This window comes from Pseudoruegeria sp. SHC-113 (genome assembly GCF_025376885.1).
Taxonomy (GTDB): Bacteria; Pseudomonadota; Alphaproteobacteria; order Rhodobacterales; family Rhodobacteraceae; genus Pseudoruegeria.
Window position 1 is genome coordinate 147960 of the sequence record NZ_JAHUBR010000004.1, and the last position, 26564, is coordinate 174523.

At 65.3% G+C, this 26564-nt stretch carries 24 protein-coding genes and 1 tRNA gene; 12 read left to right on the forward strand and 13 right to left on the reverse strand.

What is annotated here, in order from left to right; genetic code table 11:
* Positions 1–2: 2 nt before the first annotated feature.
* Both KVX96_RS18195 and KVX96_RS18200 read left to right on the forward strand, forming a co-directional pair.
* Positions 3–314 carry an ETC complex I subunit gene (locus KVX96_RS18195; RefSeq protein WP_261196234.1) on the forward strand — a complete coding sequence of 104 codons (312 nt, stop codon included), beginning with the start codon at positions 3–5 and terminating at the stop codon, positions 312–314.
* 113 nt (positions 315–427) lie between these two features.
* Positions 428–1345: an MYG1 family protein gene (locus KVX96_RS18200; RefSeq protein WP_261196235.1), complete on the forward strand. Its 918-nt coding sequence runs from the start codon at positions 428–430 to the stop codon at positions 1343–1345.
* 57 nt (positions 1346–1402) lie between these two features.
* Here the strand turns inward: KVX96_RS18200 and KVX96_RS18205 are convergent, their stop codons facing one another.
* The 4 genes from KVX96_RS18205 to KVX96_RS18220 form a co-directional block, all read right to left on the reverse strand.
* Positions 1403–2290 (reverse strand): NAD-dependent epimerase/dehydratase family protein, encoded by an 888-nt coding sequence (locus KVX96_RS18205; protein ID WP_261196236.1) that lies wholly within the window; start codon positions 2288–2290, stop codon positions 1403–1405.
* 73 nt (positions 2291–2363) lie between these two features.
* Positions 2364–3203 (reverse strand): cytochrome c, encoded by an 840-nt coding sequence (locus KVX96_RS18210; protein WP_261196237.1) that lies wholly within the window; start codon positions 3201–3203, stop codon positions 2364–2366.
* Positions 3204–3313: 110 nt separating this feature from the next.
* Positions 3314–6514, reverse strand: a complete 3201-nt coding sequence (locus KVX96_RS18215) for an efflux RND transporter permease subunit (protein WP_261196238.1) — start codon at positions 6512–6514, stop codon at positions 3314–3316.
* 4 nt (positions 6515–6518) lie between these two features.
* Positions 6519–7703, reverse strand: coding sequence for an efflux RND transporter periplasmic adaptor subunit (locus tag KVX96_RS18220; RefSeq protein WP_261196239.1), 1185 nt, complete (start codon positions 7701–7703; stop codon positions 6519–6521).
* 238 nt (positions 7704–7941) lie between these two features.
* Between KVX96_RS18220 and KVX96_RS18225 the strand changes: the two genes are divergently transcribed.
* A complete protein-coding gene (locus KVX96_RS18225) occupies positions 7942–8283 on the forward strand; it encodes a CidA/LrgA family protein (protein ID WP_261196240.1) in 342 nt (113 codons plus the stop codon).
* Positions 8283–8999 (forward strand): LrgB family protein, encoded by a 717-nt coding sequence (locus tag KVX96_RS18230; protein WP_261196241.1) that lies wholly within the window; start codon positions 8283–8285, stop codon positions 8997–8999. Before KVX96_RS18225 ends, KVX96_RS18230 begins: the two co-directional genes overlap by 1 nt.
* 18 nt (positions 9000–9017) lie before the next feature.
* Here the strand turns inward: KVX96_RS18230 and KVX96_RS18235 are convergent.
* The 6 genes from KVX96_RS18235 to KVX96_RS18260 all read right to left on the reverse strand — a co-directional run bounded on the left by KVX96_RS18235 (position 9018) and on the right by KVX96_RS18260 (position 14175).
* A tRNA-Glu gene (locus KVX96_RS18235) sits at positions 9018–9092 on the reverse strand.
* 115 nt (positions 9093–9207) lie between these two features.
* Positions 9208–10947, reverse strand: coding sequence for a single-stranded-DNA-specific exonuclease RecJ (gene recJ, locus KVX96_RS18240; RefSeq protein WP_261196242.1), 1740 nt, complete (start codon positions 10945–10947; stop codon positions 9208–9210).
* The gene (locus KVX96_RS18245) at positions 10947–11501 is read right to left on the reverse strand and encodes a cysteine hydrolase family protein (protein WP_261196243.1); all 555 of its coding nucleotides are present in this window, start codon (positions 11499–11501) and stop codon (positions 10947–10949) included. The genes recJ and KVX96_RS18245 overlap by 1 nt, the downstream gene beginning before the upstream one ends.
* 8 nt (positions 11502–11509) lie before the next feature.
* Positions 11510–12475 (reverse strand): class II fructose-bisphosphatase, encoded by a 966-nt coding sequence (gene glpX / locus KVX96_RS18250; protein ID WP_261196244.1) that lies wholly within the window; start codon positions 12473–12475, stop codon positions 11510–11512.
* A gap of 69 nt (positions 12476–12544) precedes the next feature.
* Positions 12545–13831 carry a homoserine dehydrogenase gene (locus KVX96_RS18255; protein WP_261196245.1) on the reverse strand — a complete coding sequence of 429 codons (1287 nt, stop codon included), beginning with the start codon at positions 13829–13831 and terminating at the stop codon, positions 12545–12547.
* 92 nt (positions 13832–13923) lie between these two features.
* On the reverse strand, positions 13924–14175 hold the full coding sequence (locus KVX96_RS18260; RefSeq protein WP_261196246.1) for a hypothetical protein: 252 nt from the start codon (positions 14173–14175) through the stop codon (positions 13924–13926).
* 116 nt (positions 14176–14291) lie between these two features.
* Here KVX96_RS18260 and KVX96_RS18265 point away from each other — a divergent pair, with 116 nt between their 5' ends.
* A complete protein-coding gene (locus KVX96_RS18265) occupies positions 14292–14879 on the forward strand; it encodes a TetR/AcrR family transcriptional regulator (RefSeq protein ID WP_261196247.1) in 588 nt (195 codons plus the stop codon).
* A 131-nt stretch (positions 14880–15010) separates the two neighbouring features.
* On the opposite strand, the gene KVX96_RS18270 is transcribed toward KVX96_RS18265, so the two are convergent.
* Positions 15011–15922: a pirin family protein gene (locus KVX96_RS18270; protein ID WP_261196249.1), complete on the reverse strand. Its 912-nt coding sequence runs from the start codon at positions 15920–15922 to the stop codon at positions 15011–15013.
* A gap of 198 nt (positions 15923–16120) precedes the next feature.
* On the opposite strand from KVX96_RS18270, the gene KVX96_RS18275 reads away from it, so the two are divergent.
* Entirely contained in the window at positions 16121–17074 is a 954-nt protein-coding gene (locus KVX96_RS18275; RefSeq protein ID WP_261196250.1) for an NAD(P)-dependent oxidoreductase, read from the forward strand.
* Positions 17075–17082: 8 nt separating this feature from the next.
* Here KVX96_RS18275 and KVX96_RS18280 read toward each other — a convergent pair whose 3' ends face one another.
* Positions 17083–17784: a response regulator transcription factor gene (locus KVX96_RS18280; protein ID WP_261196251.1), complete on the reverse strand. Its 702-nt coding sequence runs from the start codon at positions 17782–17784 to the stop codon at positions 17083–17085.
* Entirely contained in the window at positions 17781–19709 is a 1929-nt protein-coding gene (locus KVX96_RS18285; protein ID WP_261196252.1) for a PAS-domain containing protein, read from the reverse strand. Before KVX96_RS18285 ends, KVX96_RS18280 begins: the two co-directional genes overlap by 4 nt.
* A 244-nt stretch (positions 19710–19953) precedes the next feature.
* Between KVX96_RS18285 and KVX96_RS18290 the strand changes: the two genes are divergently transcribed.
* The 6 genes from KVX96_RS18290 (at position 19954) to KVX96_RS18315 (ending at position 26497) form a co-directional block, all read left to right on the forward strand.
* Positions 19954–21897, forward strand: coding sequence for an AMP-binding protein (locus tag KVX96_RS18290; protein ID WP_261196253.1), 1944 nt, complete (start codon positions 19954–19956; stop codon positions 21895–21897).
* 36 nt (positions 21898–21933) lie between these two features.
* Complete coding sequence (locus KVX96_RS18295; RefSeq protein WP_261196255.1) at positions 21934–22752, forward strand: ABC transporter ATP-binding protein; 819 nt, start codon at positions 21934–21936, stop codon at positions 22750–22752.
* 44 nt (positions 22753–22796) lie between these two features.
* Positions 22797–23783, forward strand: coding sequence for a branched-chain amino acid ABC transporter permease (locus tag KVX96_RS18300; protein WP_261196257.1), 987 nt, complete (start codon positions 22797–22799; stop codon positions 23781–23783).
* The gene (locus KVX96_RS18305) at positions 23770–24015 is read left to right on the forward strand and encodes a hypothetical protein (RefSeq protein ID WP_261196258.1); all 246 of its coding nucleotides are present in this window, start codon (positions 23770–23772) and stop codon (positions 24013–24015) included. The genes KVX96_RS18300 and KVX96_RS18305 overlap by 14 nt, the downstream gene beginning before the upstream one ends.
* Positions 24015–25091: a branched-chain amino acid ABC transporter permease gene (locus KVX96_RS18310; RefSeq protein ID WP_261196259.1), complete on the forward strand. Its 1077-nt coding sequence runs from the start codon at positions 24015–24017 to the stop codon at positions 25089–25091. Before KVX96_RS18305 ends, KVX96_RS18310 begins: the two co-directional genes overlap by 1 nt.
* Positions 25092–25213: 122 nt before the next feature.
* Positions 25214–26497, forward strand: a complete 1284-nt coding sequence (locus tag KVX96_RS18315) for an ABC transporter substrate-binding protein (protein ID WP_261196260.1) — start codon at positions 25214–25216, stop codon at positions 26495–26497.
* Positions 26498–26564: the final 67 nt, after the last annotated feature.

Consider the following 26564-nt stretch of genomic DNA (forward strand, 5'->3'; position numbering starts at 1 on the left):
CCATGCGCGCACGTATTTACCAGCCGTCCCGCAACGCTATGCAATCGGGGCAGGCCAAGACCCACCACTGGGTGCTGGAATACGCCCCGGCCTCCGCCCGCGCGGTGGATCCGCTGATGGGCTGGACAAGCTCCGGCGACACGCGCAGTCAGGTGAAACTGCGGTTTGACAGCCGCGAGGCCGCCGAGGATTACGCCAAGGCCCACGGGATCGACTACGTCGTCTCCACGCCGCACAAGCGCAAGCCCAACATCCGCTCAGGGGGCTATGGCGAGAATTTCGCCACCGGCCGCCGCAGCGCCTGGACCCACTGAGGCGCAGCTGTTTCATGCGAGGGCGCTGCCCTCGCGCTCCCGAGGTATTTGGTGCGAGAGGAAGGGGGCCCCGTTTGCCCTTGCCCCGCGCCGGTAACAATTGCTGACAGATCATGACCATCACCCATCTTGTGACCCATTCCGGAGGGTTTCACGCCGACGAGCTTTTGTCTTCCGTGGTTCTGACCCGGCTGTTTCCGCAGGCCGCGCTGGTGCGCAGCCGGGAGGAGGCCTGGACGGTGCCCGCGGAGGGGCGGATCATATACGATGTGGGCCGGGCCTATAATCCGGAGCTGCGGATTTTTGACCATCACCAGCGGCCCAATCCTTTGCGTGCCGACGGGCAGCCGTACAGCTCTTTCGGGCTGATCTGGGCGCAGTACGGCACGGGTTACTTGCGCGCGCTTTCGGTGCCGGAGAGCGATGTCGCAACGGTGCATGAGGCGATGGACAAGGGTTTCGTTCTGCCGATCGATCTGGTGGACAATGGCGCGTTGGAGCCCTCGAGCGCCGGGATGCTGGCGGGGCTGACGCTGCCGAGCCTTCTGGAGACGCTGAAGCCGCCCTTCGATGCGCGCGAGGCGGGGGCTGATGACGCGGCCTTCCACGCCGCACTCACCGTGGCGCGGGCTTTTGTGGAGGCCGCCGTTGTGCAGCGCGCGGCGAAGTGCCGGGCGGAGGCTTTGGTGACGGCGGCGATCCATGCCGCAGGCGAAGCGCGGGTTCTGGAACTGCCCATGGGCATGCCCTTCCGGGCGGCGGTGGAGGCGGCAGGCGCCGATCATCTGCTCTTCGTCGTGCACCCGCGCGATGGGGGCGACTGGGCGCTGACCACGATCCGAAAAGGCGGCAACACCTTTGAAAACCGCGCTGAGCTGCCGGAGGCCTGGGCCGGATTGAACGGGGCGGAACTTGAGGCGGCAACAGACGTGGCAGGCGCGGTGTTCTGCCACAACGCCCGTTTCATCGCCGTGGCGCGCTCGCGCGCGGCCATTCTGGAGATGGCGGCGCAGGCGGTGGCGGCGGTCTGAGGGTTGATGCGAGGGCGCTGCCCTCGCGCTCCCGAGGTATTTTGGGCGAGAGGAAGATCAGGGTTTGAGCGCGTCCCGCCAGCTGTGCTGCGGGGCGAAGCCGAGGAGGCGTTTGGCTTTCTCGATGCTGTAGAAGGTTTCCGTTTCGCCCATCTCCCGCTTCACCGGCACGCCCTCGTAAAAGCGGGCGCGGACATCCGCGTTGCTGATCGCCACCGAGAGATCGGGGTTGGCGACATTAAAGACCTCATAGCCGAGGCCGTCGGTGTGCAGGCAGCGCTCCACCATATGGCCAAGATCGCGGGCGTCGATATAGGCGAAGATGTTGCGGCGGCGCAGCGCGGGGTCGTTCACGAAGGCCGGGAACATCGTTTCGTATTCGTGGGGCTCGATCACGTTGTTGATCCGCAGCCCGTAGATATCCAGCCCGGAGCGGGCCTGAAAGCTGCGGGCGCAGGCCTCATTGGCGATCTTGGACATGGCGTAGCTGTCGTGGGGCACGGTGGGGTGCTCTTCATCCACCGGCAGGTAGTCGGGCTTTTTCTCGCCCTGGGCGAAGCAGATGCCATAGGTCGTTTCAGACGAGGCGAAGATCACCTTGGGGATCCCGAGCTTGGTGGCGGCTTCCAGCACGTTGTAGGTGGAGAGCGCGTTGTCGGCGAAGGTGACGTTGTCGGGCTGGATCAGGATGCGCGGCACGGCGGCGAAATGTACCACGGCATCAAAACGCGGCACGTCGGGGGCGTCCAACTCGTCGAAATCGGCCAGCGAGGTGAGCGCGTTGAAGACCTGCCCGCTGTCGGTCAACTCGACGGTCAGGTTGTCCACGCCGGGCAGATCCAGCGGCACGCGGTCGGCGTTGACGACGCGGTGGCCCTTTTCGAGAAGATGGGCGATGGCGTGGCGGCCGGCCTTGCCCGAGCCGCCGGTGAAGAAAATGCGCATGAAGGAGCCTCCCGGAGTTTCACCGGGAGGATAGGGGCGCAGGCCGTGGGCGCAAGGGGGCAAGCGCCAGGCGTCAGGCGTCGGGCAGCGGCGGCAGGCTGCGCAGGTAGAGCACGATGGCGTTGAGATCGGTTTCGTCCATCTGCGCCAGGTAGCCGTAGGGCATCGGCGGCATCATCGGGTTTCCGTCCGGGCGCATGCCCTTGGTGATCATCGCTTTCATCTCGTCATCGGAGTAGCCCGCCAGCCCGTCTTCGTGACTGGTGATATTGGAGGCGACCGAGGTGCCCCACGGCCCGTGGAATTCAAAGCCGCCCCGACCCAGATCGGTTTCCAGAAGCGGGCCTTGTGGACCCAACGGCGTGTGGCATTCCATGCAATGGGCCACGGGGCCGGCGAGATAGGCCCCATATTCCACGGTTTCGCCCTTCGCGGGCGCGCTGACGCTTTCCACGGGCGGGCCGTAGGCCGGGGGCAGCGGGATGTTGTAGGTCGAGGCCGGGACCTCGTTTTCCACCGCCGGCAGGCTGCGCAGGAAGGCGACGATGGCAGCGAGATCCTCATCGCCGAGGCCGCGGTACATGGCGTAGGGCATCGGCGGGCCGATCAGGCTGCCGTCGGGGCGGATGCCTTCGCGGATGGCGCGGGCGAGCTCTGCATCGCTCCAATCGGCAATGCGCCCGGCCGGAGTGATGTTGGGGGCGACGGCGGTGAACATCTCGTTCTGCTCCACCAACCGCCCGGCAAGTTCCTTTCCCATGTCGGGGCCTTCTGCGCCAAAGGGCGTGTGGCAGTTGCCGCAGCCGGCGATGCCGCGCACCAGATAAGCGCCGCGTTCCGCAGGGGTTTCCGCCGGGCTGACATGGGGGAAAAGCGCGGCTGCGAGCGCGGCGCTTGCGATGGTTTTCTTCATGGTCTGTCCCTTCCGTGTGTTGATCGTTGTCAAACTGCTCGAAGGGCTTGGAATGCGAAGGGGCGCTCCGATCCGGAGCGCCCCGCCTGCGTTTCATCCTGTCCGCCGGATTATCCCTCCTGCGGTGCGCCCGCCGGGGGCGGGGTGTCCTCCGGCGGTGGGGTATCTTCACCTGCCGGGCGTTCAAGCGGCGTATCGGCCCCGTTATAGGTGCCTTTCAGCCGCTCCCGCAGGATCTGCATCACCACGTATAGCACAGGTATCAGGATAACGCCCACAACCGTCGCCATCAGCATCCCACCAAACACCGCATAGCCGATCGCCCGCTGGCTGGCCGCGCCCGCGCCGGAGGCTGTCATCAGCGGCACGACGCCGAGGAGGAAGGAGAGCGCTGTCATCATCACGGCGCGGAAGCGCATATGCGCTGCCGTTGTCGCCGCCTCGCGGATCGACTTGCCCGAGGCCCTGAGCTCCATCGCGAATTCCACGATCAGGATCGCGTTCTTCGCCCCGAGCCCGATCAGCATGATCATCCCGATCTGGGTGTAGAGGTTGATGTCCCCATTGGTGAGGAACACCGCCAAGACCGCCCCGAACAGGGCCACGATCACCGAGAGCAGGATGGCCAGCGGCATCGACCAGCTCTCGTATTGCGCCACGAGGAAGAGATAGCCGAAGACAACCGCCAGAAGCAGGATCACCTGCACCATGCCGGCGCTTTCCTGTTGCTGTTGGGCGGTGCCTGTCCACTCGAAGGCGTAGCCCGGCGGCAGCGCCGTGGCGGCTTCTTCCTCCATCGCGGTGATCACGTCGCCCGTGGCCATGCCCGCCGCCGGAACGCCCGTCACGGTGGCGGAGCGGAACAGGTTGAAGCGGTTCAGCGTGGTGGGCCCGAGGATGTTTTCCACATTCACCAGCGTGCCCAGCGGCACCATCGCGCCCGTGGTGGAGCGTACGTAGAGATTGCCGATGTCCTCCACCTGATCGCGGTAGCTGCCTTCCGCCTGAAGCATCACGCGGTAGACGCGGCCAAAGAGGTTGAAATCGTTCACGTAGTAGGAGCCAAGCTGCGCCTGCATCGTCTGGAAGACTTCCGACACCGGCACCTGCAGCGATTTGGCCTTCTCACGGTCCAGGTCCACGAAGACCTGCGGCACGTTTGCCCGGAAGGTGGTGTAGCCCTGCCCAAGCTCCGGGCGCTGGTTGATCGCGTAGACGAAGCCGCCCAGCACTGCAGACAGATCCTGCGGCGTGCCACCGGCGGTTTGCTGCACCTTCATCTCGACGCCGGCGCTCATGCCCAAGCCGGGGATCGGCGGCGGGTTGAAGGCCACGATGCTCGCCGCCGCCTCCTGATTGGCGATGGCGAGGATCTGGGCCAGCACGCCATTGGCCGAAAGCTCCGGCGTCTGGCGCAGATCCCAGTTGTCCAGCGTCACGATCATCAGCGCGCCGTTGGAGCCTGCGCCGTTGAGCAGCGAGAAGCCGTTCACGACGACGTTTTCCGTCACACCCGGCACTTCGAGCACCTGTTCGGTGATCCGGTCCGAGACGACCTGCGTGCGCGCCAGCGAGGCGGCGTCGGGCAGCTGGATGTCGACGAAGAGATAGCCGTTGTCCTCCAGCGGCAGGAAGCCCGCCGGGGTGGAGCGCAGCATGCCGCCCGCGGCCAGCACGATGCCGCCCAGCACGACGAGGCTCAGCAGCGCGACGCGCACGAAGCGGGTGACGATGGCCACATAGCCGTTGCGAACCCCGCCGATCACGTTCTCAAACAGCGCAAACATCCCGCGCGGCGGGCCGGAGCGGGGCTTGAGCACCAGCGCGCACATGGCGGGCGAGAGCGTCAGCGCGTTGATCGAGGAGATCAGCACGGCCACCGAGATGGTGACGGCGAACTGCGAATAAAGCCGCCCGGTGATGCCGGGCATGAAGGTCACCGGCACGAAGACGGCCAGCAGCACCAGCGTCGTGGCAATCACGGGGCCGGTGATCTGCACCATGGCCTTGCGGGTGGCCTCGGGCGGCGGAAGCCCTTCCTCGGCCATGATCCGCTCCACGTTCTCCACCACCACGATGGCGTCATCCACCACGATGCCGATGGCCAGCACCAGTGCGAAGAGCGAGATCGTGTTGAGCGACATGCCGAAGGCCAGCAGGAAGGCGAAGGTGCCGATCAGCGACACCGGGATCGCCAGCATCGGCACCATCGTGGCCCGCAGGTTGCCTAGAAAGATGAACACAACCGCCATCACCAGCGCGAAGGTCATCATCAGCGTGGTGACAACGTCGTTCAGGGATTGCTCCACGTAGTCGGTGGTGTTGAAGGGCACCTGGTATTCCACGTCGTCCGGGAAGACACGGCTGAGCCGTTCCAACTCGGCCAGCACGGCTTCAGACACGGCCAAAGCGTTCGCGCCCGGGGCCTGATAGACGGACAGCACCGTGGCGGCCTTGCCCGAGAAGCGGCCCGAGGCGTTGTAGTAGCTTGCGCCCAGTTCCACGCGAGCGATGTCGGAAACGGTGACAATCGCACCATCATCGCCGGTACGCAGCACGATGTTTTCAAACTCGCTGGCTGAAACCAGCCGCCCCTGCGCCTTGATCGTGTATTGGAACTGCTGATCGCCGGGCACCGGCGGCGTGCCGATCTGGCCTGCCGAGACTTCGAGGTTCTGCTCGCGGATCGCGTTGATCACATCGCCCACCGACATCGACAGGCTCGCCATGCGGTCCGGGTCCAGCCAGATGCGCATTGCATAAGCGAAATCCGTCATCACCTCGGCCTTGCCGACGCCGTTCACCCGCGCCAGCGCGTCTTTCAGGTTGATGGAGGCGTAGTTGGAGAGGAACACCTCGTCATAGGTGCCATTGGGCGAAAACAGCACTGCCGTGAGCAGCATGTTGGTGGAGGATTTCTGCGTCACCACCCCGCGCTGCGTCACCTCAGAGGGCAGGCTCGCCATGGCCTGCGCCACGCGGTTCTGCACGTTCACCGAAGCGATGTCCGGATCGGTGCCCACTTCGAAGGTTACGTTGAGCGAGTAGGAGCCGCTGTCGGAACTGTCCGACGACATGTAGAGCATGTCGTCCACCCCGTTCACCTGTGCCTCGATCGGCGCGGCGACGGTGTTTTCCACGGTATCAGCAGAAGCACCGGAGTAGTTGGCGGAGACGTTCACCACCGGCGGCGTGATGTCGGGGAACTGTTCCACCGGCAGCACGCTGTAGGAGATGAAGCCCATGATCGACAGCACCAGCGAGATTACGAGCGCTGTCTTGGGGCGGGAAATGAAGATCGAGGAGAACATCGGCTCAGCCCTCGTCGGTCGTGGCGGCTTCGCCTTCAGCGGGTGCGGCTTCCGGGGCAGCCCCGGCCTGAACCGCTTCCACTTCCACGCCCGCGCGCACGCGCTGCAGCCCTTCCACGATCACGCTTTCGCCAAGCTGGATGCCGTCTTCCACGATGTAGCCGGTTTCATGCTGGCCGTTGATGGTGATGTAGCGCTGCTCGACCACGCCCTGCTGGTTCACCAGAAGCACGAAATCGCCCTTCTGGTCACGTTGCACGGCGGCCTGCGGCACCAGCACGCGGGTCTCGGGTTCCAGCGCCTGAATGTGGACATGCACGAAGGCCCCATCGACCAGCATCTTGGTCTCATTGGCAAATTCCGCCCGGATCGAGATGCTCCCGGTGGTGGGATCGATGCGGTTGTCGGCAAAGGCGATGCGGCCGGTTTCCTCAAGGCGTTGCCCATTGGGCAGATCCACGAAGACATCCGGCGAGCGCTCGGAATCAGCCAGCCCGCCAGCGTGGGTGTCCAGCGCCTGAAGCACATCGGCCAGCTGCTTTTCGTTGAGCGAGAAGCTCACATACATCGGCGCCTGACTCACGACCGTCACCAGCGGGCCGCTGGAGGGGCCGACCAGATCGCCGACGCTCGCGGCCACACGGCCAATCCGCCCTTCGAAGGGCGCGGCCACATCGGTGTAGCTCAGATCCAGCTTGGCCTGATCCAGCGCCGCTTCGGCGGCCTTGATCGAGGCTTCGGCCACGGCGGCATTGGCGCGGGCAATGTCCAGCTCGCTTTCCGGCGAGGTGCCCTTGGCCACGAGCTGTTGCTTGCGGTCCAATTCGATGTTGGCCAGTTCGAGGTTTGCCTTGGCGCTCGCCAGATCGGCCTCGCGCGCGGCCACGGCGGCTTCGTAGGCCTCTTTCTCGATGGTGAAAAGGGGCGTGTTGGCGGCGATATTGGTGCCTTCTTCCACCAGCACATCGCGCAGGTAGCCCTGCACGCGGGCCATCACGTCCACGCTGTCGATGGCCTCGACCTTGCCGATGAACACGGCCTCTTCGGTGATGTCTTCCTGATAGGCCGCCGCGACCGAGACTTTCGGCGTCGCCGCAGCCGGCGCGGCGGTGTCTTCTTCGTTGCAGGCCGCTAGCACCAGCGCACTGAGGGAAAGCGCGGCAATCGCGTGGAACGTCTTCGGGCGCATGGGGGCGGGCCTCCGGGATTGGGATGATTTCGGGCCGCGCTGGCGCGGCAGGATGGCTTTGGTGCGATTTAAGCCGATGGGCAGGGCAAATTCCACAAAAAGATCAGGGCTTTTGGCCTTCTTGGGCGCAAGAGCGCCCCTTGCATGCCGTCACCGCGCGCGCCTAGGCTCAGCGGGCCGGGCGCGGCGGCCCGGCTCCGACATGCCGCAGACACCCGGAGGCACTATGCTGGCTTACTTGACCCTGATTTTCAGCTGCCAGTTCCTTGGCGAGCTGCTGATGCGTGGCCTTGGCCTGCCGATTCCCGGGCCGGTGGCGGGGATGGTCCTGCTCTTTGCCTTCCTGCTCTGGCGCAAATCCGTGCCGCAGGGGCTGGACGTGGTGGCGCGCGGGCTTCTGCAGAACCTCTCGCTGCTCTTCGTGCCGGCCGGTGCGGGCGTCGTGCTGCACCTGCGCCTGCTGGGGGAGGGGCTGGTGCCCGTGACCGTCTCGCTGGTGCTTTCCACCCTGCTGGCCATTGCCGTCACCGGCGGGCTGATGGCGCTGTTTGCGCGTCGCAAGCCGGGCGAGGGCGCGTGATGGGCGGGCTGACGGACAGCTGGGTCTACCTCAGCGCAACGCCGCTGTTTCACCTGACGCTCACCCTGATCGCCTTTCAGGCGGGCGACGTGCTGAGCCGCCGTTTTGGCGGCACACCGCTGCTGAACCCGGTGATGATCGGCGTCGGGATCGTGGTGGCGGTGCTGCTGCTGACGGGCACCGATTATGCCGTCTATTTTGAAGGCGCGCAGTTCGTGCATTTCCTGCTCGGCCCGGCCACGGTGGCGCTCGCGGTGCCGCTGTACCGCCAATTCGCGCTGGTGCGCCGCTCCGCGCTGGCGCTTGCTGCAAGCCTGCTCGCGGGCTCCGCAAGCGCGGTGGTCGCCGCCGTGGCGATCGGCCATGTGATGGGGGCGAATGAGGCGCTGGTGGCGTCGCTCGCGCCGAAATCGGTGACGGCCCCTGTGGCGATGGGCATCGCCGAGCAGATCGGCGGCGTGCCTTCGCTCACCGCGGTTCTGGTGCTGGCGACAGGGATCACTGGCGCAATGTTCGGCCCGCTGATGCTGGATCTGCTGCGCATCCGCTCTCCCGAAGCGCGCGGCCTTGCGCTTGGCACCGCGAGCCACGGCATTGGCACCGCACGCGCGTTGCAGGATTCCGAGGCTGCCGGAGCCTTTTCCGGCCTCGCCATGGGGCTCAACGCTCTGGCCACGGCGCTGCTGCTCCCGATCCTTTGGGCGCTGGTGTTCTGAAGGCGGGGAAAGCGCGGGTGGTACTCCGTAGGGGAATCGAACCCCTCTTTCCAGGTTGAAAACCTGGCGTCCTAACCGATAGACGAACGGAGCAGCCTTGCCGCGTGGAGCGCTATTTAGGAAATGCGAAGCCTGTCTGCAAGCGATTCTTTGGCCTCGAAAGCGAAATTCTTAGCCTCCGGGCGCAGGCCCTTGTGGGCTGGCGCGCCTAGGCTGGCGCGGCGTCTTCCAGCCGCAGCTGGACCTTGCTCTGGCCGTTCCATGTGTTGATCTCGATCCGCCCCGCAAGGTGGAACCGCGCGCCGTTGTGGGCCTCCAGCGCGGGGCCGAGGGCGGTGTCGAAGGCGCCGAAGCAGATGGCTTCAAGGCGGGGGCCGATGCCATCGGAGAAGGTGATTTTCAGGTGGCTCTCGCCGATGCGCTTGGCGAAATGGATGGCCTGATCGGCGAAGGCATAACGCGGCCCCGGCGCGCCCGCGCCGAAGGGGCCTGCGGCCTCGATCTGCTCCACCAGCTCCACGGTGGCGGCGCCTGTCATCAGAAGCCCGTCGAGCCGCAGATCGGCGGGGCCGGCGCTGCCTGCGCCTTGCTTGTCCAGCAATTCGGCAAGCCGCGCCATGGCGGGCTCCAGCTTGTCTTCCTCGACGGTCAGCCCGGCGGCCATCTTGTGCCCGCCGCCCTTGATCAGCAGCCCCTCGGCGGCCACCCGCTGGATCGATGCGCCCAGATCGACGCCCGCAATCGAGCGGCCCGAGCCCTTGCCCTCGCTGCCCTCAAGCCCGATGACCACGGCGGGGCGGTTGGTGGCCTCCTTCAGGCGGGAGGCGACGATGCCGACGACGCCGGGGTGCCAGCCTTCGCCAGCGGCCCAGACGAGCGGCGCATCAAAGCCCCGCGCCTCGGCCTGTTCCATGGCTTGTGCGCGCACGGCGGCCTCGATGTCGCGGCGCTCGGTGTTCAACTCGTCCAGCCGATCCGCCAGTGCGCGGGCTTCGTGCGGATCATCTGTGGCCAGCAGCCGCGCGCCCAGATCGGCCGCGCCGATGCGCCCGCCCGCGTTCACGCGTGGCCCCAGCAGGAAGCCGAGGTGATAGCTGCTCGGCGCGGTGTCCATCCGCGAGACATCCGCGAGCGCCACGAGGCCGGGGCGCTGGCGGCGCGCCATCACGACGAGCCCCTGCCGCACCAGCGCGCGGTTCACCCCGATCAGCGGGGCGACATCGGCGACGGTGGCCAGCGCCACAAGATCAAGCATCGCCATCAGGTCCGGCCCCTGCACGCCTTCACTGCGCAGCTGGCGGTTGGCTTCCACCAGCATCAGGAACACGACGCCTGCCGCGCAGAGATGGGCCAGATCGCCGCTTTCGTCCTGCCGGTTCGGGTTCACCACGGCGCAGGCGGCGGGCAGGGTTTCGCCGCCGAGGTGGTGGTCCAGCACGATCACATCGGCGCCCTTTGCGGCCTCGATCGGCCCATGGGAGAGCGTGCCGCAGTCGACGCAAACAATCAGATCGTGATGCGCGGCCAGTTCGGCCATGGCGGCGTCGTTGGGGCCATAGCCTTCGTCGATGCGGTCGGGGATATAGAGCGTGGCCGGGCGGCCCATGGCGCGCAGCCAGCAGATCAGCAGCGCGGCGGACGCGCCGCCGTCTACATCGTAATCGGCAAAGATGGCAATGCGCTGGCCCTCTTTCACCGCCTTCAGGAAGCGCGCGGCAGCGGGCTCCATGTCTTTCAGCGAATGAGGATCGGGCAGCAGATCACGCAGGGCAGGGGCCAGATAGCGCTCGGCCTCGTCCGTGGGCACGCCAAGGCGCGCGAGCGTGCGGCAGAGCGGCAGCGGCAGGCGCGTTCCTTGCGCCATGGCTTCGGCCTGTCGTTCCTGCTCCGGCCCGAGCCCCTGCCAGTGCCGCCCGGTGAGCGAGCTTTCGACCCCGAGAAACGCCATCAGCCCGCCAGGATCTCTGCCACGCTGTGCGCGGTGACGAATTCGCCATGCAGGTGGGAGACCGCGGCGGCGTGGATCGCTTCCGGGTCCATCGGGGCAAGGCGTCTGTCCCAACCGGTGTTGGCATTGGCCGCGAAGGCGGCGCAGGCGTCATGGGCCAGCGTGACGCGAAAGCCGTAGTTGCCCGCCATCCGGCAGGAAGTGGAGACGCAATGGGGTGTTGTCAGCCCGCAGATCACCAAATCTTCCACGCCCGCGGCGCGCAGATCGGCTTCAAGCGAGGTGCCGATAAAGGCGGAGTTTACCGATTTCTCGTAAACAGGCTCGCCCGCCAGAGGGGCCAGCGCCGGGATGAACTCGGTGCCGCCCGTGCCCGGCCCCAAGGGGCTGCCGGGCTCGGTGCTGATATGGCGGACGTGGAAGAGGGGCAGGCTTAGGCTGCGCCAATGGCTCAGCAGCCGCGCGGCCCGCTCTTCGGCTTCGGGATTGTTCCGCGCACCCCAGACGGGGCTTTCAAAGCCCCGCTGGAAGTCGATCAGAAGCAAGCCCTGCATCGCACCCGTTACTTGATCGGGTTGCGATAGGTCATCCGGCGCACGGAGCCGGTTTTGGACCGCATCAGGATGGTCTCGGTGGTCAGCGCCTTGGGCTCACGCTTAAGGCCCGACACGATGGAGCCATCCGTCACGCCGGTGGCGGCAAAGATCACGTCCTGCGTCACCAGATCGTCGCGCGCGTAGATGCGATCCAGATCGGTTATCCCGGCCTTGGCGGCACGGCCACGTTCGTCGTCGTTGCGGAACAGCAGACGGCCCCACATCTGGCCACCCATGCATTTCAGCGCGGAAGCCGCGAGCACGCCCTCGGGCGCGCCGCCGGAGCCCATGTACATGTCGATGCCGGTCTTTTCTGCCTCGGCGCAGTGGATCACACCGGCCACGTCGCCATCGGTGATCAGGCGGATCGCGGCCCCGGTGGAGCGCACCTCGGCGATCAGCTCGTCATGGCGGGGGCGCTCAAGGATACAGACGGTGATGTCATCGGCGTCGCAGCCCTTGGCCTTGGCCAAAGCGCGAACGCGTTCCGCCGGGCTCATGTCCAGCGATACGACGTCTTTCGGATAGCCCGGGCCGATGGCCAGCTTGTCCATATAGACATCCGGCGCGTGCAGCAGCGTGCCGCGCGGGGCCATGGCGATCACGGTGAGCGCGTTGGGCATGTCTTTCGCGGTAAGCGTGGTGCCTTCGAGCGGATCCAGCGCGATGTCCACGGCGGGGCCGTTGCCGGTACCCACTTCCTCGCCGATGAACAGCATCGGTGCCTCGTCGCGCTCGCCTTCGCCGATCACCACGACGCCGGCGATGTCGAGCAGGTTGAGCTGGTTGCGCATGGCGTTGACGGCGGCCTGATCGGCGGCCTTCTCGTCGCCACGGCCAACCAGATCGGCAGAGGCAATGGCGGCGGCTTCGGACACGCGCGCAAGGCCGAGCGACAGCATGCGGTCATAAAATTCAATGGTATCGGGCATGGAATGCAATCCTGAAACTTGATGTGGGCCGATCCCGGCATAGCCCGCGGGGCCACGCCGGGCAAGCCGTCATACGGTTTCGATACGGATCGCCACAGGTTCCCCGGCCACGACGCCGGTTTTTGCGAATTCTTCCAGCGCATTGTCGAGCGCGTGGCGGTCTGTCTTGTGGGTGACGATCAGCACGGGGGCCATCGTATCCGCATGGCCGTATTGGCGCATCCGGTCGATGGAGATGCCGTTCTCGCCCAAGACCGAGGCAACTTTCGCCAGCGCGCCCGGCTTGTCCTGCAGCTTGAGGCGCAGGTAGTAGGGGGCGGGCACGCTGATCTCGGCGATCTTGGCCGGGGTCAGGCTGGCGGCGGGCTGGCCGAAGGTGGACACACGGATGCCGCGCGCGATGTCCAGCACGTCCGACATCACGGCCGAAGCGGTGGGGCCTTCGCCCGCACCGGCACCGCGCAGCACGATCTGGCCGACGCTGTCGCCCTCGATCACCACCATGTTGGTGGCGTTCTGCAGCTGGCCCAGCGGGGAAGTGTCGGGCACGAGGCAGGGGGTCATCCGTTGCACAAGGCCGCGCCCCGTCATCTGCGCCACGCCCAGAAGCTTGATCTTGTACTCCATGTCGGCGGCGGCGGCGATGTCTTCGCTGGTGATGCGCTCGATGCCTTCAAGGCGCATGGCGTCGAAATCGACCTTGGTGCCGAAGGCAATTGAGGCCAGCAGCGCCAGCTTGTGGCCCGCGTCGATGCCACCCACGTCCAGCGTCGGATCGGCTTCGAGATAGCCCAGATCGCTGGCTTCCTTGAAGACCTCCTCATAGGAGAGCCCGGCGCTTTCCATGCGGGTGAGGATGTAGTTGCAGGTGCCGTTCATCACACCCATCACACGGGTGATCTCGTTGCCGGCAAGCCCTTCGGTGAGCGCCTTCACCACCGGGATGCCCCCGGCGACGGCGGCCTCGAACCGGATCACATGGCCGGCGGCCTCGGCGGCTTCGGCCAGGTTTTGGCCGTGGATCGCGAGCAGCGCCTTGTTGGCGGTGACAACGTCCTTGCCAGCAGCAATGGCAGCCTCGATGGAGGCCTTCGCGGGCCCGTTCTCGCCGCCCATCAATTCGACGAAGACATCGATGTCGTCGCGCTGGGCGAGCTTCACCGGATCGTCTTCCCATGCGAAGCCGTCCAGGGGCACCCCGCGATCCTTCTTGCGGCTGCGAGCGCTCACCGCCGTGATCTCGATCGGCCGTCCGGTGCGGGCCTCAAGCAGCGCCGCCTTCTGGCGCACGATCTTGACGACACCGACACCGACGGTCCCGAGGCCGGCGATTCCTAGGCGCAGGGGCTGGGTCATGGGGGTCTCCGTCCGTGAATTGGTCGCGCTCTGTTAGCGGGAATCACGCAGGCTTGCAACGCGGCGCGCAGGGTGCGCATAGCTGACGTGTGTCAGGGGCGCTGGGCGCTCAGAGCATCGGCGCGGGCGCGCAGGGCGGCGGCGCGGTTTTCCAGCGCCTGGGCCTCGCGCAGGCCGCGCTCCGGGTCGGTTGCGGGCGGGGGCAGCGCACTGGCCGGCGCTAGCTCCGGGAAGGGCGCATCCACTGGGGCCACATCGCTCAAGCCCTCGATCTCCGGCGAGCTGAAACAGCCCGCAAGAAGCAGGCAGGCCGTGAGGGCGGCAGGGAGGTGGCGTTTGCGCATGGCAGGCTTTCGCAGCGAGGTGCGGCGACCATAGGCGCGCAGGAAACGCGCGGCAAGGCGGGTGTCGCCGGGGCAGGAGGTCTTGTGTAAAACGCTCGTTCAGTTACACTGGCGCCATGGCACGCAAAACCGGAACCAGCGCCGCCGAAACCGGCGCACGCATTCACGCCGCCGCCCTCAGGCTCTTTGCCGAACAGGGCTATGACGCCGTCTCCATGCGCCAGATCGCAGGGGAAGCCGGGGTTCAGGCCGGGGCGATCTACCTGCACACCAAGGACAAGCAAACACTGCTGTTCAGCCTGATGACGGCGTTCCTGCAGGCCCGGCAGGACGCGCTCGCGCCGCTCTCCACCGAAGACAGCCCCAATGCGCGGATCAAGGGGTTCGTGCAGGGCCACCTCGCGCTAACCCGCGCCAATCCGGACGCCGCGCGGCTTGTTCAAAACGAGGCCCGCGCTTTGGAAGGCGACTACGCCGCCATCGTCGGGGCTTTCGAAGCCGGCTATCGAAGACACCTGATGGAGCTTCTCGCGCAGGGCCGCGAGGCGGATGCGTTTCAGGTGCCCGACGAAGCCCTGATCGCCGACGCGATCCTCGCGCTGCTGAACCATGTGCCCGACTGGCAGACGGCGCACCCGGAATTTCCGCAGGAGAAGCTTGATCGGATCCATGAAAACATGATCCGCCGTATTCTGAAATCCTGACCGGTCAGGGGGGCTCTGCCCCCGCCGCCTTCGGCGCCTCCCCCGAGATATTTTTACGAACAAAGTGGGGCCCCATCTTCTGACCGGAAATATCCCGGGGTGCGGGGCACAAGCCCCGCGCACGCTTCGGCTTAGTGCGCCGGTTTGATGAAGGTGCCGTTGCGCAGCTCGGCGAAGGCCTGCATCAGTTCCTCGCGCGTGTTCATCACGATGGGCCCGTGCCAGGCCACCGGCTCTTCCAGCGGCGCGCCGGAGATCAGCAGGAAGCGGATGCCTTGCGGGCCGGCCTGCACTGTCACCTCGTCGCCGGTGGAAAACTGCACAAGCGTGCGGTCGCCGGAGAGATCGCGGATGTTGACCTCTTCGCCGCGCACCTCTTTCTCCAGAAGCACCCCGCGCGGGGCGGAGGCATCAGCGAAGCGTCCGGAGCCGTCGAAGATATAGGCGAAGGCGTGGCGGTAGGTGTCGATCTTGAAGCTTTTGCGCACACCGGCGGGCACGAAGACATCGAGGTATTGCGGATCGGTGGCGATGCCGTCCACGGGGCCACGTTTGCCCCAGAACTCGCCCACGATCACCTTCACGCGGGTGCCGTCGTCGTCGATGATCTCGGGGATCTCCTTGCCTTCCACGTCCTGATAGCGCGGGGCTGTCATCTTGAGGCTCGCGGGCAGGTTCGCCCAGAGCTGGAAGCCGTGCATCTGGCCCTTGGCGTTGCCCTTGGGCATTTCCTGATGGAGGATGCCGGAGCCTGCCGTCATCCATTGCACGTCGCCAGCGGCGAGCGTGCCTTCGTTGCCGAGGGAATCGCCATGCTCCACCGTGCCGTTCAGCACGTAGGTGATGGTTTCGATGCCCCGGTGCGGGTGCCAGGGGAAGCCTTTCAGGAAGTCTTCGGGCCGTTCGTTGCGGAAATCGTCAAACAGCAGGAAGGGATCGAGCATAGACGGATCCTCGAAGCCGAACGCGCGGTGCAGTTTCACCCCGGCGCCTTCCATGGTGGGAATCGCGGGGGAGATGGATTTGACGGGTCTGATGGACATGGCAGATCTCCTTTCCTGCCAGAGATAGGCGGTACGGCGCTGTGCGGCAATGCGGGGGACTGCGCGCTTGTGCGCCGTGGTTGTGCATGAATGCAATGCAGGCCCCTCCGAAAGCGCCGTCGCTTTCAGGACAGACCGGGCGCGGCGCGGCGTTTCAGGGTGGGGCGGCGGCGCAGTGCTTCAAGGGAGAGGGCAGCTATGAAGATCGGGTTCGTAGGATTGGGCAATGTGGGTGGCAAGCTTTGCGGCAGTCTTTTGCGCAATGGCCATGACGTGGGGGTTCTGGATCTGGACCCCGGCAAGCGCGCGCAATTTGCGACCCAGGGCGCGTGGATTGCCGAGAGCCCTGCCGCGCTGATGGCGGCTTGCGAGGCGGTGATCACATGCTTGCCGAGCCCGGCGGCCAGCGCGGCGGTTCTGGAAGCGCCCGACGGGCTGCTCGCAGCCATGGAGCCGGGCAAGATCTGGATGGAGATGTCGACCACCGATGAGGCCGAGGTGAAGCGGTTGGGGGCCAAGGTGATCGCGGCGGGGGGCGAGGCGGTGGATTGCCCGGTGTCGGGTGGCTGCCACCGGGCCGCGACCGGCAATATCGCCATTTTCGCAGGCTGCACGCGGGAAACCTTTGAGCGCATCCTGCCGCTTCTGACCACCATGGGCCGCCGGGTGCTGCACACGGGCGATCTGGGCAGCGCCTCGGTGCTGAAGGTGATCACCAATTTCCTAGCGACGGCGAACCTGATCTCCTGCGCCGAAGCGCTCACCGTTGCCAAGGGCGCAGGCATGGATCTGAACACCGCTTTCGAGGCAATCCGTATTTCCTCGGGAAATTCCTTCGTCCACGAGACCGAAAGCCAGGTGATCCTGAACGGCAGCCGCGACATCAGCTTCACGATGGATCTGGTGCTGAAGGACATCGGCCTGTTTCAGGAGGTTGCCGACCGCGCCGGAGTGCCTTTGGAGATGAACCCGCTGATGATCTCGATCTTCAAGGACGGCATCGCCCGCTACGGCGCGCGGGAGCTTTCGCCCAACATCATCAAGCGGCTGGAAGAGGCGACGGGGCTTTCGGTGCTGGCACCGGGGTTTCCGCCGGAGATGGTGGACGATGAGCCAGAAGAGCCGGGCTACGAGGTGCAGCCGCCGCGCTAGGGTTCGGCTCAGGACCAGCTCACATCGCCCAGAAAGATATAGCCCGCGCCGTAGATCGTCTTAATCAGACGGGGGTTTTTCGGATCTTCCTGCAGCTTGGTGCGCAGGCGCGAGATGCGCACGTCCATAGCCCGATCAAAGCTTTCGCCGGCTGCCCCGCCGAGGCTTTCCTGCATCTGGGCGCGGCTGATCAGCCGTTTGGGGCTGGACAGAAACAGGCGCAGCACTTCGCCTTCGGCGTGGGAGAAGGGCGTCTGCCCGCCTTGCGCGTCTTCCAAGATGTAGCGGTCGAAATGGGCCGTCCAGCCCTCGAAGCGCGCGGTTTCGCTGGGCTTGCCGGGGCTGCGCTCCTTGCGCAGGCGGGCGCGGATGCGGGCCACCACTTCGGCGGGATCGAACGGCTTGATGATGTAGTCATCGGCCCCCAGTTCCAGCCCCGTGACCCGATCCTGCACCTGCGCGCGGCCCGAGATGATGATGATCGCCGCGCCGCTTTCCAGTGCCAGCCGGTGCACCAGCGCCAGCCCGTCCTTGTCGGGCAGGCCGAGATCGACGAGGCAGACATCGGGCACCTCCTTGGCGAGCGAGGCTTCGAACTCGGTCGCGCGGGAAAAGCTGGCGGTGCGAAAGCCTGCCTCTTCCAAGGCGTCCACCAGCATACGGCGGATTTCGGGCTCATCATCCAGCACGGTGACGTAAGGCAGGCTCATGGGGTGGCCTCCTCCTGCGGATCAAGAAAACGGGCGAGGCTGCCTGCCCCGAAAGGTTTGGCGAGCAGCGGGTAGCGGGCGGCGGCCTGCTGGCGCAGGGGATCGCCGGGGGGCAGGCTTGTCATCAGGCAGCCGGGGATCTGTGGCGCGGCCTGCCGCAACTCGTCCAGCAGCGAAAGCCCGGTGCGGTCCCCGGCGAGCATGATGTCGGACAGCACGAGCCCCACGCCGGGCAGATGCGCCAGCGCCAGCGCTTCCTCGGCGCTTTCGGCCTCGATCACGCTGTGGCCCAGTTCGGTGAGCATGTCGCGCACGGATTCGCGGATTTCGGGGCTGTCTTCCACCAGCACCACGAGCGTCGGCTCCCACGTCGCACGCAGGCGGCGAAAGGGCAGGCGCAGGGTGACGCTGGCGCCGTGGCGGGTGTTGGCCAGCCGCACCTGACCGCCGGCGAGCTTGGTGGAATCATAGACCATCGACAGCCCCAGCCCGCTCCCCTCACCGCCCTTGGTGGTGAAGAAGGGATCGAGCCCGCGCCGCAGGGCAATCTCGGAAAAGCCGGGGCCGGTGTCGCTGACTTCGATCTCGATCCATGTCTCTTTCTGCGCGCGCAGGGTGAGCCGGATCTCCCCCGGTGTTGCACCAAGGGAATCCCGCGCGTTGATCACGAGGTTCAGCAGCGAATCCTGCAGCGCGCCTGCGTCGAGGTGGAAGAGCCCCTCCAGCGGCGCGGCGTCGATCTTCAGCGCGATATGTTCGGGCAGGCTCGGCTCTGCGAGCAGGCGCAGATCGGCGAGCAGGCGGTTCAGATCGGTGGGGGCCGGGTGCATTTCGCGCGGGGAGGAGACGCTGGCGATCTTCTCCAGAAGCGAGCCACCGCGCGCGACGGCGGCCTTGGTGGCCTCCACCAGCGCCAGCGCGTCGGGCTGCAGATCCATCCGGGCCAGCTTGCTCTGCATGCCGATCATGATCGTCAGAAGGTTGGCGAAATCATGGGCCATGCCGCTTGTCATCTGCGCGGCCAGCTCGCGTTTCATCGTCTGGCCCAGAGCGGTACGCGCCTGTACTTCCTCCGTCACATCCATCGACAGGATGTAGACGCCGCGCACGCCGCCTTCGGCCTCATCGGGGGTGAGCGCCACGCGGATGCGGCGGCCAGCGACCTCTTCGGTGAACTCGAAGACCGAGCCCTCCCCCAAGAGCGCCTGCGCGAAATGCGGCTCGATCTGCGCCCAGGCGTGGCGGCCAAGGGCTTCGCGCATCGTCATGCCGAGGATGTCCGTCGCGCGTTCGGGCATCACCGAGGAGAGCCGCCTGTTGGAGTAGGTGTAGCGCTGATCAGTGCCGACGCGGGCGATATGGGCCGGCATCATCTCGGCGGTGAGCCGGGTGCGCTGCTCCATCTCCATCAGCTCGCGCTTGGCCTGTTCGAGTGCGGTATTGGTAGCCGCCAGCGCGCGGTTGGTGGCGGAAAGCTCTTCGGCGCGCGAGAGCAGCTGATCCGAAAGGCTCTCGGAACGGGCGCGCAGCAGATCCTCCTGCTGCTTGGTGCCGGTGATGTCGGTATAGACCGTCACCCAGCCGCCCATCGGCAAAGGCGCGCCTTCAATGGACACAACCCGGCCATTGGCGCGGCGGCGCTCGACGTAGTGGGGCTCAAACGCCTGCGCCAGCGCCACGCGCTCCGTCACCCAGGCCTCCACATCCTCGACCTCGCCGTATTCGCCGCGTTCCACGAGATGGCGGATGGTTTCGGCAAAGCTCGCGCCGCGCGTCACCAGCCGCTCGGGCAGATCGAACATCTCCTTGAAGCGATCGTTCCAGACGGCGAGCCGCAGATCGGCGTCATAGATGGAGATCGCCTGCTGGATCAGGTTCAGCCCGGCGCGCGTCATCCGGCTGCGTTCGGCCTCGGTCAGTGCCATGGTGTGCTCCTCGCTTCCCTATCGCTAGCACCGGCATGCATGGAAAGAAAAGGCCCGCAAGCCCGCTGTTACAATTCGTAAGGATTGGGAAAACATCAGGAAAAAATTGACGCCCAGAAATATCGCGTCACCCTTGAGGGGAAAAGAATCGCAGCCATGCGATCGCCGCCGCCAGTTGAGGAGCTTGCGGCACGGGAGGAGAAAACAGTTGGACACGAAAGCGTCTTCCGGCGTGCAAAAATCTGTGCCGGAGTCTGTGCCGGCACTGCTGCTGCGCAACGCCGCTGAGCGTGGGGCACGGCCCGCGTTTCGCGAGAAGGAGTTCGGGATCTGGCAAAGCTGGAGCTGGGCCGAGACCGAGAAAGAGGTGGAAGCGCTTGCGCTGGGCCTGCTGAACCTTGGCGTGAAGCCCGGCGATTTCGTCGCCATCATCGGTCGCAACCGCCCCTATCTCTACTGGTCCTTCGTGGCTGTGCAGAGCGTGGGTGCCGTGCCGGTGCCGCTCTATCAGGACGCCGTGGCCGAAGAGATGGCCTATGTGCTGGAACACTGCGGCGCGCGCTTCGTGATCGCGGGCGATCAGGAGCAGGTGGACAAGGTGATCGAGGTGCAGGAGCGCTTGCACCAGTTCGAGCACATGATCTACCTCGATGCCCGCGGCCTGAGGAAATATGATCACTCCCGCCTGCATGATTTCAAACATGTGCAGGATCAGGGCCGCGCCGCCTATGATGAATTCATGCCCGAACTGGCGCGCCGCCGCGCCGCGCTGCGCCTCGATGACATCTGCGTCATGCTCTACACCTCCGGCACCACCGGGCGGCCCAAGGGCGTGGTGCTTTCCAACCGCAACATCCTTGTCACCAGCGAGAACTCGGCGAAATTCGATCATCTGGGCGAGGGCGAAGAGGTTCTGGCCTATCTGCCGATGGCATGGGTCGGGGATTTCATCTTCTCGATCGGGCAGGCGTTTTACGCGGGCTTCTGCGTGAACTGCCCCGAAAGCCCCGACACGATGATGACGGACCTGCGCGAGATTGGGCCGACCTATTACTTCGCCCCGCCGCGCGTGTTTGAAACCCTGCTCACCAATGTGATGATCCGCATGGAGGACGCCGGCCGCTTCAAGCGCTGGCTGTTCAAACGCTGCATGGATCACGCCCGCAAGGTGGGCCCCGCCATTCTGGACGGCAAGCCCGTGGGTGGGTTTGACCGCTTCAAATACGCGCTGGGCGAGGTGCTGATCTACGGGCCGCTGAAGAACACGCTCGGGTTTTCGCGGGTGCGCGTGGGCTACACGGCGGGTGAGGCGATCGGGCCGGAGATCTTCGATTTCTACCGCTCGCTCGGCATCAACCTGAAGCAGCTTTACGGCCAGACAGAGGCCAGCGTCTTCATCACCCAGCAGCCCGATGGCGAAGTGCGCTCCGATACGGTGGGCGTGGCCTCGCCGGGCGTGGAGATCCGCATCGCCGAGAGCGGCGAGGTGTTCTACCGCTCGCCGGGTGTCTTCGTGGAATACTACAAGAACGCCGAAAGCACTGCCGGCACGAAGGATGCCGAGGGCTGGGTGGCCACCGGGGACGCAGGCTTCATCGAGGAAGCCACCGGACACCTGCGCATCATCGACCGCGCCAAGGATGTGGGCAAGATGGCCGACGGGCGGCTCTTTGCGCCGAAATACGTGGAGAACAAGCTCAAGTTCTACCCCAACATCCTTGAGGCCGTTGTCTTTGGTGCAGATCGCGAGATGTGCACTGCCTTCATCAACATCGATCTCACCGCCGTGGGCAACTGGGCGGAGCGCAACAACATCGCTTACGCCTCCTATCAGGAGCTCGCCGGGCACCCGAAAGTCTATGCCATGATTGAGGCCCATTTGGCCGAGGTGAACGAAAGCGTGGCGCAGGACGAGATGCTCTCGGGCTGCCAGATCCACCGCTTCCTGATCCTGCACAAGGAGCTGGACGCCGACGATGGCGAGATGACCCGCACCCGCAAGGTCCGGCGCCGCATCGTGGAGGAGAAATTCGCCGATCTGATCACGGCGCTCTACGACGGCTCGCCCGAGATCTTCACCAAGACGGAAGTCACCTACGAGGACGGCCGCAAGGGCTCGATCTCGGCCACCCTGGAAATCCGCGACGCGAAGGTCGTGGGCGGCGGCGAACGGATGGCGGCAGAATGACGATGCAAATTCACACGAACACACGAGGGCCGCGCCATGCTTGATGCCAGCGAAGGCTATACCACAGCCGATGGCCGCAAGATCGGCGGCGTGCTGATGGAGATGAAGAACATCACCCTGCGTTTCGGCGGCGTGGTGGCGATCAAGGACATCAGCTTCGACATCCGCGAAGGCGAGATCCGCGCGATCATTGGCCCCAACGGGGCGGGCAAATCCTCCATGCTCAATGTCATCTCGGGCTTCTACCGCCCGCAGGAGGGCGAGGTGCGCTACAAGGGTGCCAAGCGCCCGATGATGAGGCCCTACCAGGTGGCCCAGCAGGGCATCGCCCGCACCTTCCAGAACATCGCGCTTTTTGAGGGCATGAGCGTTCTGGACAACGTGATGACGGGCCGTCTGACCCATATGAAGAGCGGGCTGTTCAGCCAGGCGATGTGGTGGGGCAAGGCCGAGAAGGAAGAGGTCGCCAACCGCGAGCTGGTGGAGAAGGTGATCGACTTCCTCGAGATCCAGCACATCCGCAAGACGCCGGTGGGCCGCTTGCCTTACGGCCTGAAGAAACGCGTCGAACTGGCCCGCGCGCTGGCGGCAGAGCCGAGCCTTCTGCTGCTCGATGAGCCCATGGCCGGGATGAACGTGGAGGAGAAGGAGGACATGAGCCGCTTCATCCTCGACGTGAACGACGAATTCGGCACGACCATCGCCCTGATCGAACACGACATGGGCGTGGTCATGGACCTGAGCGACCGGGTTGTCGTGATGGATTACGGCAAGAAGATCGGTGACGGCACGCCCGATGAGGTGCGCAACAACCAGGATGTGATCGACGCTTACCTGGGGGTGGCCCATGATTGACCGTCTCACCCTTTCAAACATCATCTCTCGCGGAGGGGACACCCATGCCTGATCAACTGCTCTTCGCGATGGAGGTCACGCTCAACGGCCTGATGGCCGGCGTGCTCTATGCGCTGGTGGCGCTGGGCTTCGTGCTCATCTTCAAGGCCTCCGGCATCTTCAACTACGCCCAAGGGGTGATGGCGCTTTTCGCGGCGCTCACGCTCGTGGGCCTGCAGGAGGGGCAGATCCCCTTTGCCCATCTGATCAACGCCATTCTCGGCACCGATCTGCACCATTTCGGCTGGCACCTGCCCGCCGTCGTGGCCATCGTGCTGACCATCGGGGTCATGGTGCTGCTGGCGATCCTCGTGGAGCGCATCGTGCTGCGCCACCTCGTGAACCAGGAGCCGATCATCCTTTTCATGGCCACCATCGGCCTTGCCTATTTCCTTGAAGGTTTGGGCGATCTGATGTGGGGCTCCGACATCAAGAAGCTCGACGTGGGCCTGCCGCAGGGCATCTCCGACACCATCGACCAGACGACCTTCGACTGGTTCGGCTATGGCTTCTTCATCGACAAGCTGGACATTTTCGCCACGCTCATCGCGGCGCTGCTGGTGATCGGGCTGACGCTGTTTTCGCAATATTCCAAGCAGGGCCGCGCGCTGCGTGCCGTGGCCGACGATCACCAGGCTGCGCTCTCGGTGGGCATCTCCCTGCGCTTCATCTGGGTGCTGGTGTGGTCCATCGCCGGGTTCGTGGCGCTGGTGGCCGGGATCATGTGGGGCGCGAAATCGGGCGTGCAGTTCAGCCTCTCGCTGATCGCGCTGAAGGCCCTGCCGGTGCTGATGCTCGGGGGCTTCACCTCGATCCCCGGTGCCATCGTCGGCGGGCTGATCATCGGCGTGGGCGAGAAACTGTTTGAATTTGCCATCGGCCCCATGGTCGGCGGCGCCACCGAGAACTGGTTCGCCTATGTGCTGGCGCTGCTGTTCCTTGTGTTCCGCCCGCAGGGCCTGTTTGGGGAGAAAATCATTGAACGCGTCTGACACTTTCACACCCGGCGGCGCTCCGGCCGCCGCCCCGAGCCGCGCCCGTGCGCGCAAGGTGCTGGCGCTCGTCAATGTCGTCTCCTGGGGGCTGTTCTGGATCTTCGGTGCACTGGCCCTGACGGCCGCGCCGGAAGCCTCGCGCGAGATCCTCACCGCCATGGGCTTTGCCTTCATCGGGCTTATGAGCGGCACCTATTGCTACCTGACACTGAAACGGGAGATCGGCTGATGCTCTATCGTGAGGCCGGAGATTTTCATACCTCCTACAAGGACGACAGCCAGACCTTCCCGATCAAGTTCGATCGCTACCGCTACTACGCGGTGCTGGCGGTGGCCTTCGGGGTCATCCCTTTCATCATCAACGATTACTGGGCCAGTGCCGTTTTCGTGCCCTTCCTGATCTACGCGATTGCCGCGATCGGGCTGAACATCCTGACCGGCTACTGCGGGCAAGTGAGCCTTGGCACCGGCGGGTTCATGGCGGTGGGGGCCTATGCCTGCTACAAGCTGATGACAGGCTTTCCCGATGTCTCCATCGTGATCCACGTGATCCTGTCGGGCGGCATCACGGCGGCTGTCGGGGTTCTCTTCGGCCTGCCGTCACTGCGGATCAAGGGCTTCTACCTGGCGGTTGCCACGCTGGCAGCGCAGTTCTTCCTTGTCTGGCTCTTCAACAAGGTGCCGTGGTTCTACAACTACTCGGCCTCGGGCCAGATCAACGCGCCGGAGCGCAGCGTGCTGGGCGTGGTCGTCACTGGCCCCAACACCGAGGCCTGGGCGAAATACATGATCTGTCTCGTCTTCGTCGTGGCCTGCGCCTGGATCGCGCGCAACCTGACGCGCGGCGCGACGGGCCGCCGCTGGATGGCGATCCGCGACATGGACATCGCCGCCGAGATCATCGGGGTGAACCCGCTGGGCGCGAAGCTCTCGGCCTTCGCCGTGTCGAGCTTCTTCATCGGCATCGCCGGTGCGCTGTTCTTCTCCGTTTATCTTGGCGCGGTGGAAGTGGGCGAGGCCTTCGGCATCAACAAGAGCTTCCTTGTGCTGTTCATGATCATCATCGGCGGGCTGGGCTCGATCTTCGGAAGCTTCGCGGGGGCGGCCTTCATGGTGCTGCTGCCGGTGCTGCTGAAGAACGTGCTGGTGGGCGGGCTCGGCTGGGCCACTGATCTGGCGGCGCATCTGGAATTCATGATCGTGGGCGGGCTGATCGTCCTGTTCCTGATCGTGGAGCCGCACGGGCTCGCGCAGCTCTGGCGGCTGACGAAGGAAAAACTGAGGCTTTGGCCGTTCCCCCACTAGGGGCGACCCGAGAAATCCCTGCTATTCGCAGGGGAACGCAAGCGGGATCGTTCGAGGAGGAACGGCACCGCGACAGATGGCCCCCAGGTGCACAAGGGGGACAACATGGGAGGAAGACAAGAATGAAACTGAAACTGGCAACCATGGCGCTCACCGGCTTGATGGCCGCTGCGCCCGCGATGGCGGACCTCGTGTTCCCCTCGCTCTCCTACCGCACCGGCCCCTATGCGGCTGGCGGCATCCCCTTCGCCGACGGTTATGCCGACTATTTCACGCTGCTCAACGAGCGTGACGGCGGCATTGGCGGCGTGATGACGAACGTCATCGAATGCGAAACCGGCTACAACACCGAGAAGGGCGTTGAGTGCTACGAGGCGACCAAGGGCGAAGGCTCGCTCGTCTATCAGCCGCTCTCCACCGGCATTACCTACCAGCTGATCCCGAAAGTGACGGCTGACGGCATCCCGCTTCACACCATGGGCTATGGCCGTACCTCCGCCGCCAACGGCAAGGTCTTCTCCCATGTGTTCAACTACCCGGCCAACTACTGGGACGGCGCTTCGATCGCGGTGAACCACCTGCTCGACATCAACGGCGGGGATCTCTCCGGCAAGAAGATCGCGCTGGTCTACCACAACTCTGCCTACGGCAAGGAGCCGATCCGCACGCTGGAAGAGCTGTCCGCCAAGCATGGCTACGAGCTGACCACCATCGCCGTGGACCACCCCGGCCAGGAGCAGAAGAGCCAGTGGCTGCAGATCCGTCGCGAGCGCCCGGATTACGTGCTGATGTGGGGCTGGGGCGTGATGAACCAGGTCGCCATTCAGGAAGCCGCTAACATCCGTTTCCCGATGGAGAACTTCATCGGCGTCTGGTGGTCCGGCTCCGAGAATGACGTGCTGCCCGCTGGCGATGGTGCCAACGGCTACAAATCCCTCGCGCTGCACGGCACCGGTTCGGATTACCCGATCTACGCCGACATCCAGAAATACGTCGTGGATGCGGGCAAGGCCGCTGGCGCAGGCGATCAGATCGGCTCGGTGCTTTACTCCCGTGGCCTCTACGCCGCGATGCTGGCTGCCGAAGCCGCCAAGAAGGCGCAGGAGATTCACGGCACGGGCGACATCACCCCGGCCATGATGCGCGACGGCATGGAGGCGCTGGAAATCACCGCCGCCACGCTGGAAGGCAACGGCATGCCGGGCTTCGGCCCTGAGTTCGCCGTCTCCTGCGACAACCACGGCGGCCCCGGCCTCGGCATGGTACAGCAGTGGGATGCCACCGCGAAGAAGTGGAACATCATCACCGACATGATCCAGTCCGACAAGGACGTGATCAACGCGCTGGTGGTGGAGGATTCCGAGGCCTTTGCCGCGGAAAACAACATCGAGATGCGCTGCAACTAATGCGCCTTGCCCCGGCCTCCCTCGGGCCGGGGCACCCCCCACAGACACCAGTTAACCGAAGGCCCTT

Bases quoted from the DNA above. Each gene is read 5' to 3' on its own strand.
- KVX96_RS18195 (WP_261196234.1), top strand. From the start codon at position 3: ATGCGCGCACGTATTTACCAGCCGTCCCGCAACGCTATGCAATCGGGG.
- KVX96_RS18200 (WP_261196235.1), top strand. From the start codon at position 428: ATGACCATCACCCATCTTGTGACCCATTCCGGAGGGTTTCACGCCGAC.
- KVX96_RS18205 (WP_261196236.1), bottom strand. From the start codon at position 2,290: ATGCGCATTTTCTTCACCGGCGGCTCGGGCAAGGCCGGCCGCCACGCC.
- KVX96_RS18210 (WP_261196237.1), bottom strand. From the start codon at position 3,203: ATGAAGAAAACCATCGCAAGCGCCGCGCTCGCAGCCGCGCTTTTCCCC.
- KVX96_RS18215 (WP_261196238.1), bottom strand. From the start codon at position 6,514: ATGTTCTCCTCGATCTTCATTTCCCGCCCCAAGACAGCGCTCGTAATC.
- KVX96_RS18220 (WP_261196239.1), bottom strand. From the start codon at position 7,703: ATGCGCCCGAAGACGTTCCACGCGATTGCCGCGCTTTCCCTCAGTGCG.
- KVX96_RS18230 (WP_261196241.1), top strand. From the start codon at position 8,283: ATGGGCGGGCTGACGGACAGCTGGGTCTACCTCAGCGCAACGCCGCTG.
- recJ (WP_261196242.1), bottom strand. From the start codon at position 10,947: ATGGCGTTTCTCGGGGTCGAAAGCTCGCTCACCGGGCGGCACTGGCAG.
- KVX96_RS18245 (WP_261196243.1), bottom strand. From the start codon at position 11,501: ATGCAGGGCTTGCTTCTGATCGACTTCCAGCGGGGCTTTGAAAGCCCC.
- glpX (WP_261196244.1), bottom strand. From the start codon at position 12,475: ATGCCCGATACCATTGAATTTTATGACCGCATGCTGTCGCTCGGCCTT.
- KVX96_RS18255 (WP_261196245.1), bottom strand. From the start codon at position 13,831: ATGACCCAGCCCCTGCGCCTAGGAATCGCCGGCCTCGGGACCGTCGGT.
- KVX96_RS18260 (WP_261196246.1), bottom strand. From the start codon at position 14,175: ATGCGCAAACGCCACCTCCCTGCCGCCCTCACGGCCTGCCTGCTTCTT.
- KVX96_RS18265 (WP_261196247.1), top strand. From the start codon at position 14,292: ATGGCACGCAAAACCGGAACCAGCGCCGCCGAAACCGGCGCACGCATT.
- KVX96_RS18270 (WP_261196249.1), bottom strand. From the start codon at position 15,922: ATGTCCATCAGACCCGTCAAATCCATCTCCCCCGCGATTCCCACCATG.
- KVX96_RS18275 (WP_261196250.1), top strand. From the start codon at position 16,121: ATGAAGATCGGGTTCGTAGGATTGGGCAATGTGGGTGGCAAGCTTTGC.
- KVX96_RS18280 (WP_261196251.1), bottom strand. From the start codon at position 17,784: ATGAGCCTGCCTTACGTCACCGTGCTGGATGATGAGCCCGAAATCCGC.
- KVX96_RS18285 (WP_261196252.1), bottom strand. From the start codon at position 19,709: ATGGCACTGACCGAGGCCGAACGCAGCCGGATGACGCGCGCCGGGCTG.
- KVX96_RS18295 (WP_261196255.1), top strand. From the start codon at position 21,934: ATGCTTGATGCCAGCGAAGGCTATACCACAGCCGATGGCCGCAAGATC.
- KVX96_RS18300 (WP_261196257.1), top strand. From the start codon at position 22,797: ATGCCTGATCAACTGCTCTTCGCGATGGAGGTCACGCTCAACGGCCTG.
- KVX96_RS18310 (WP_261196259.1), top strand. From the start codon at position 24,015: ATGCTCTATCGTGAGGCCGGAGATTTTCATACCTCCTACAAGGACGAC.
- KVX96_RS18315 (WP_261196260.1), top strand. From the start codon at position 25,214: ATGAAACTGAAACTGGCAACCATGGCGCTCACCGGCTTGATGGCCGCT.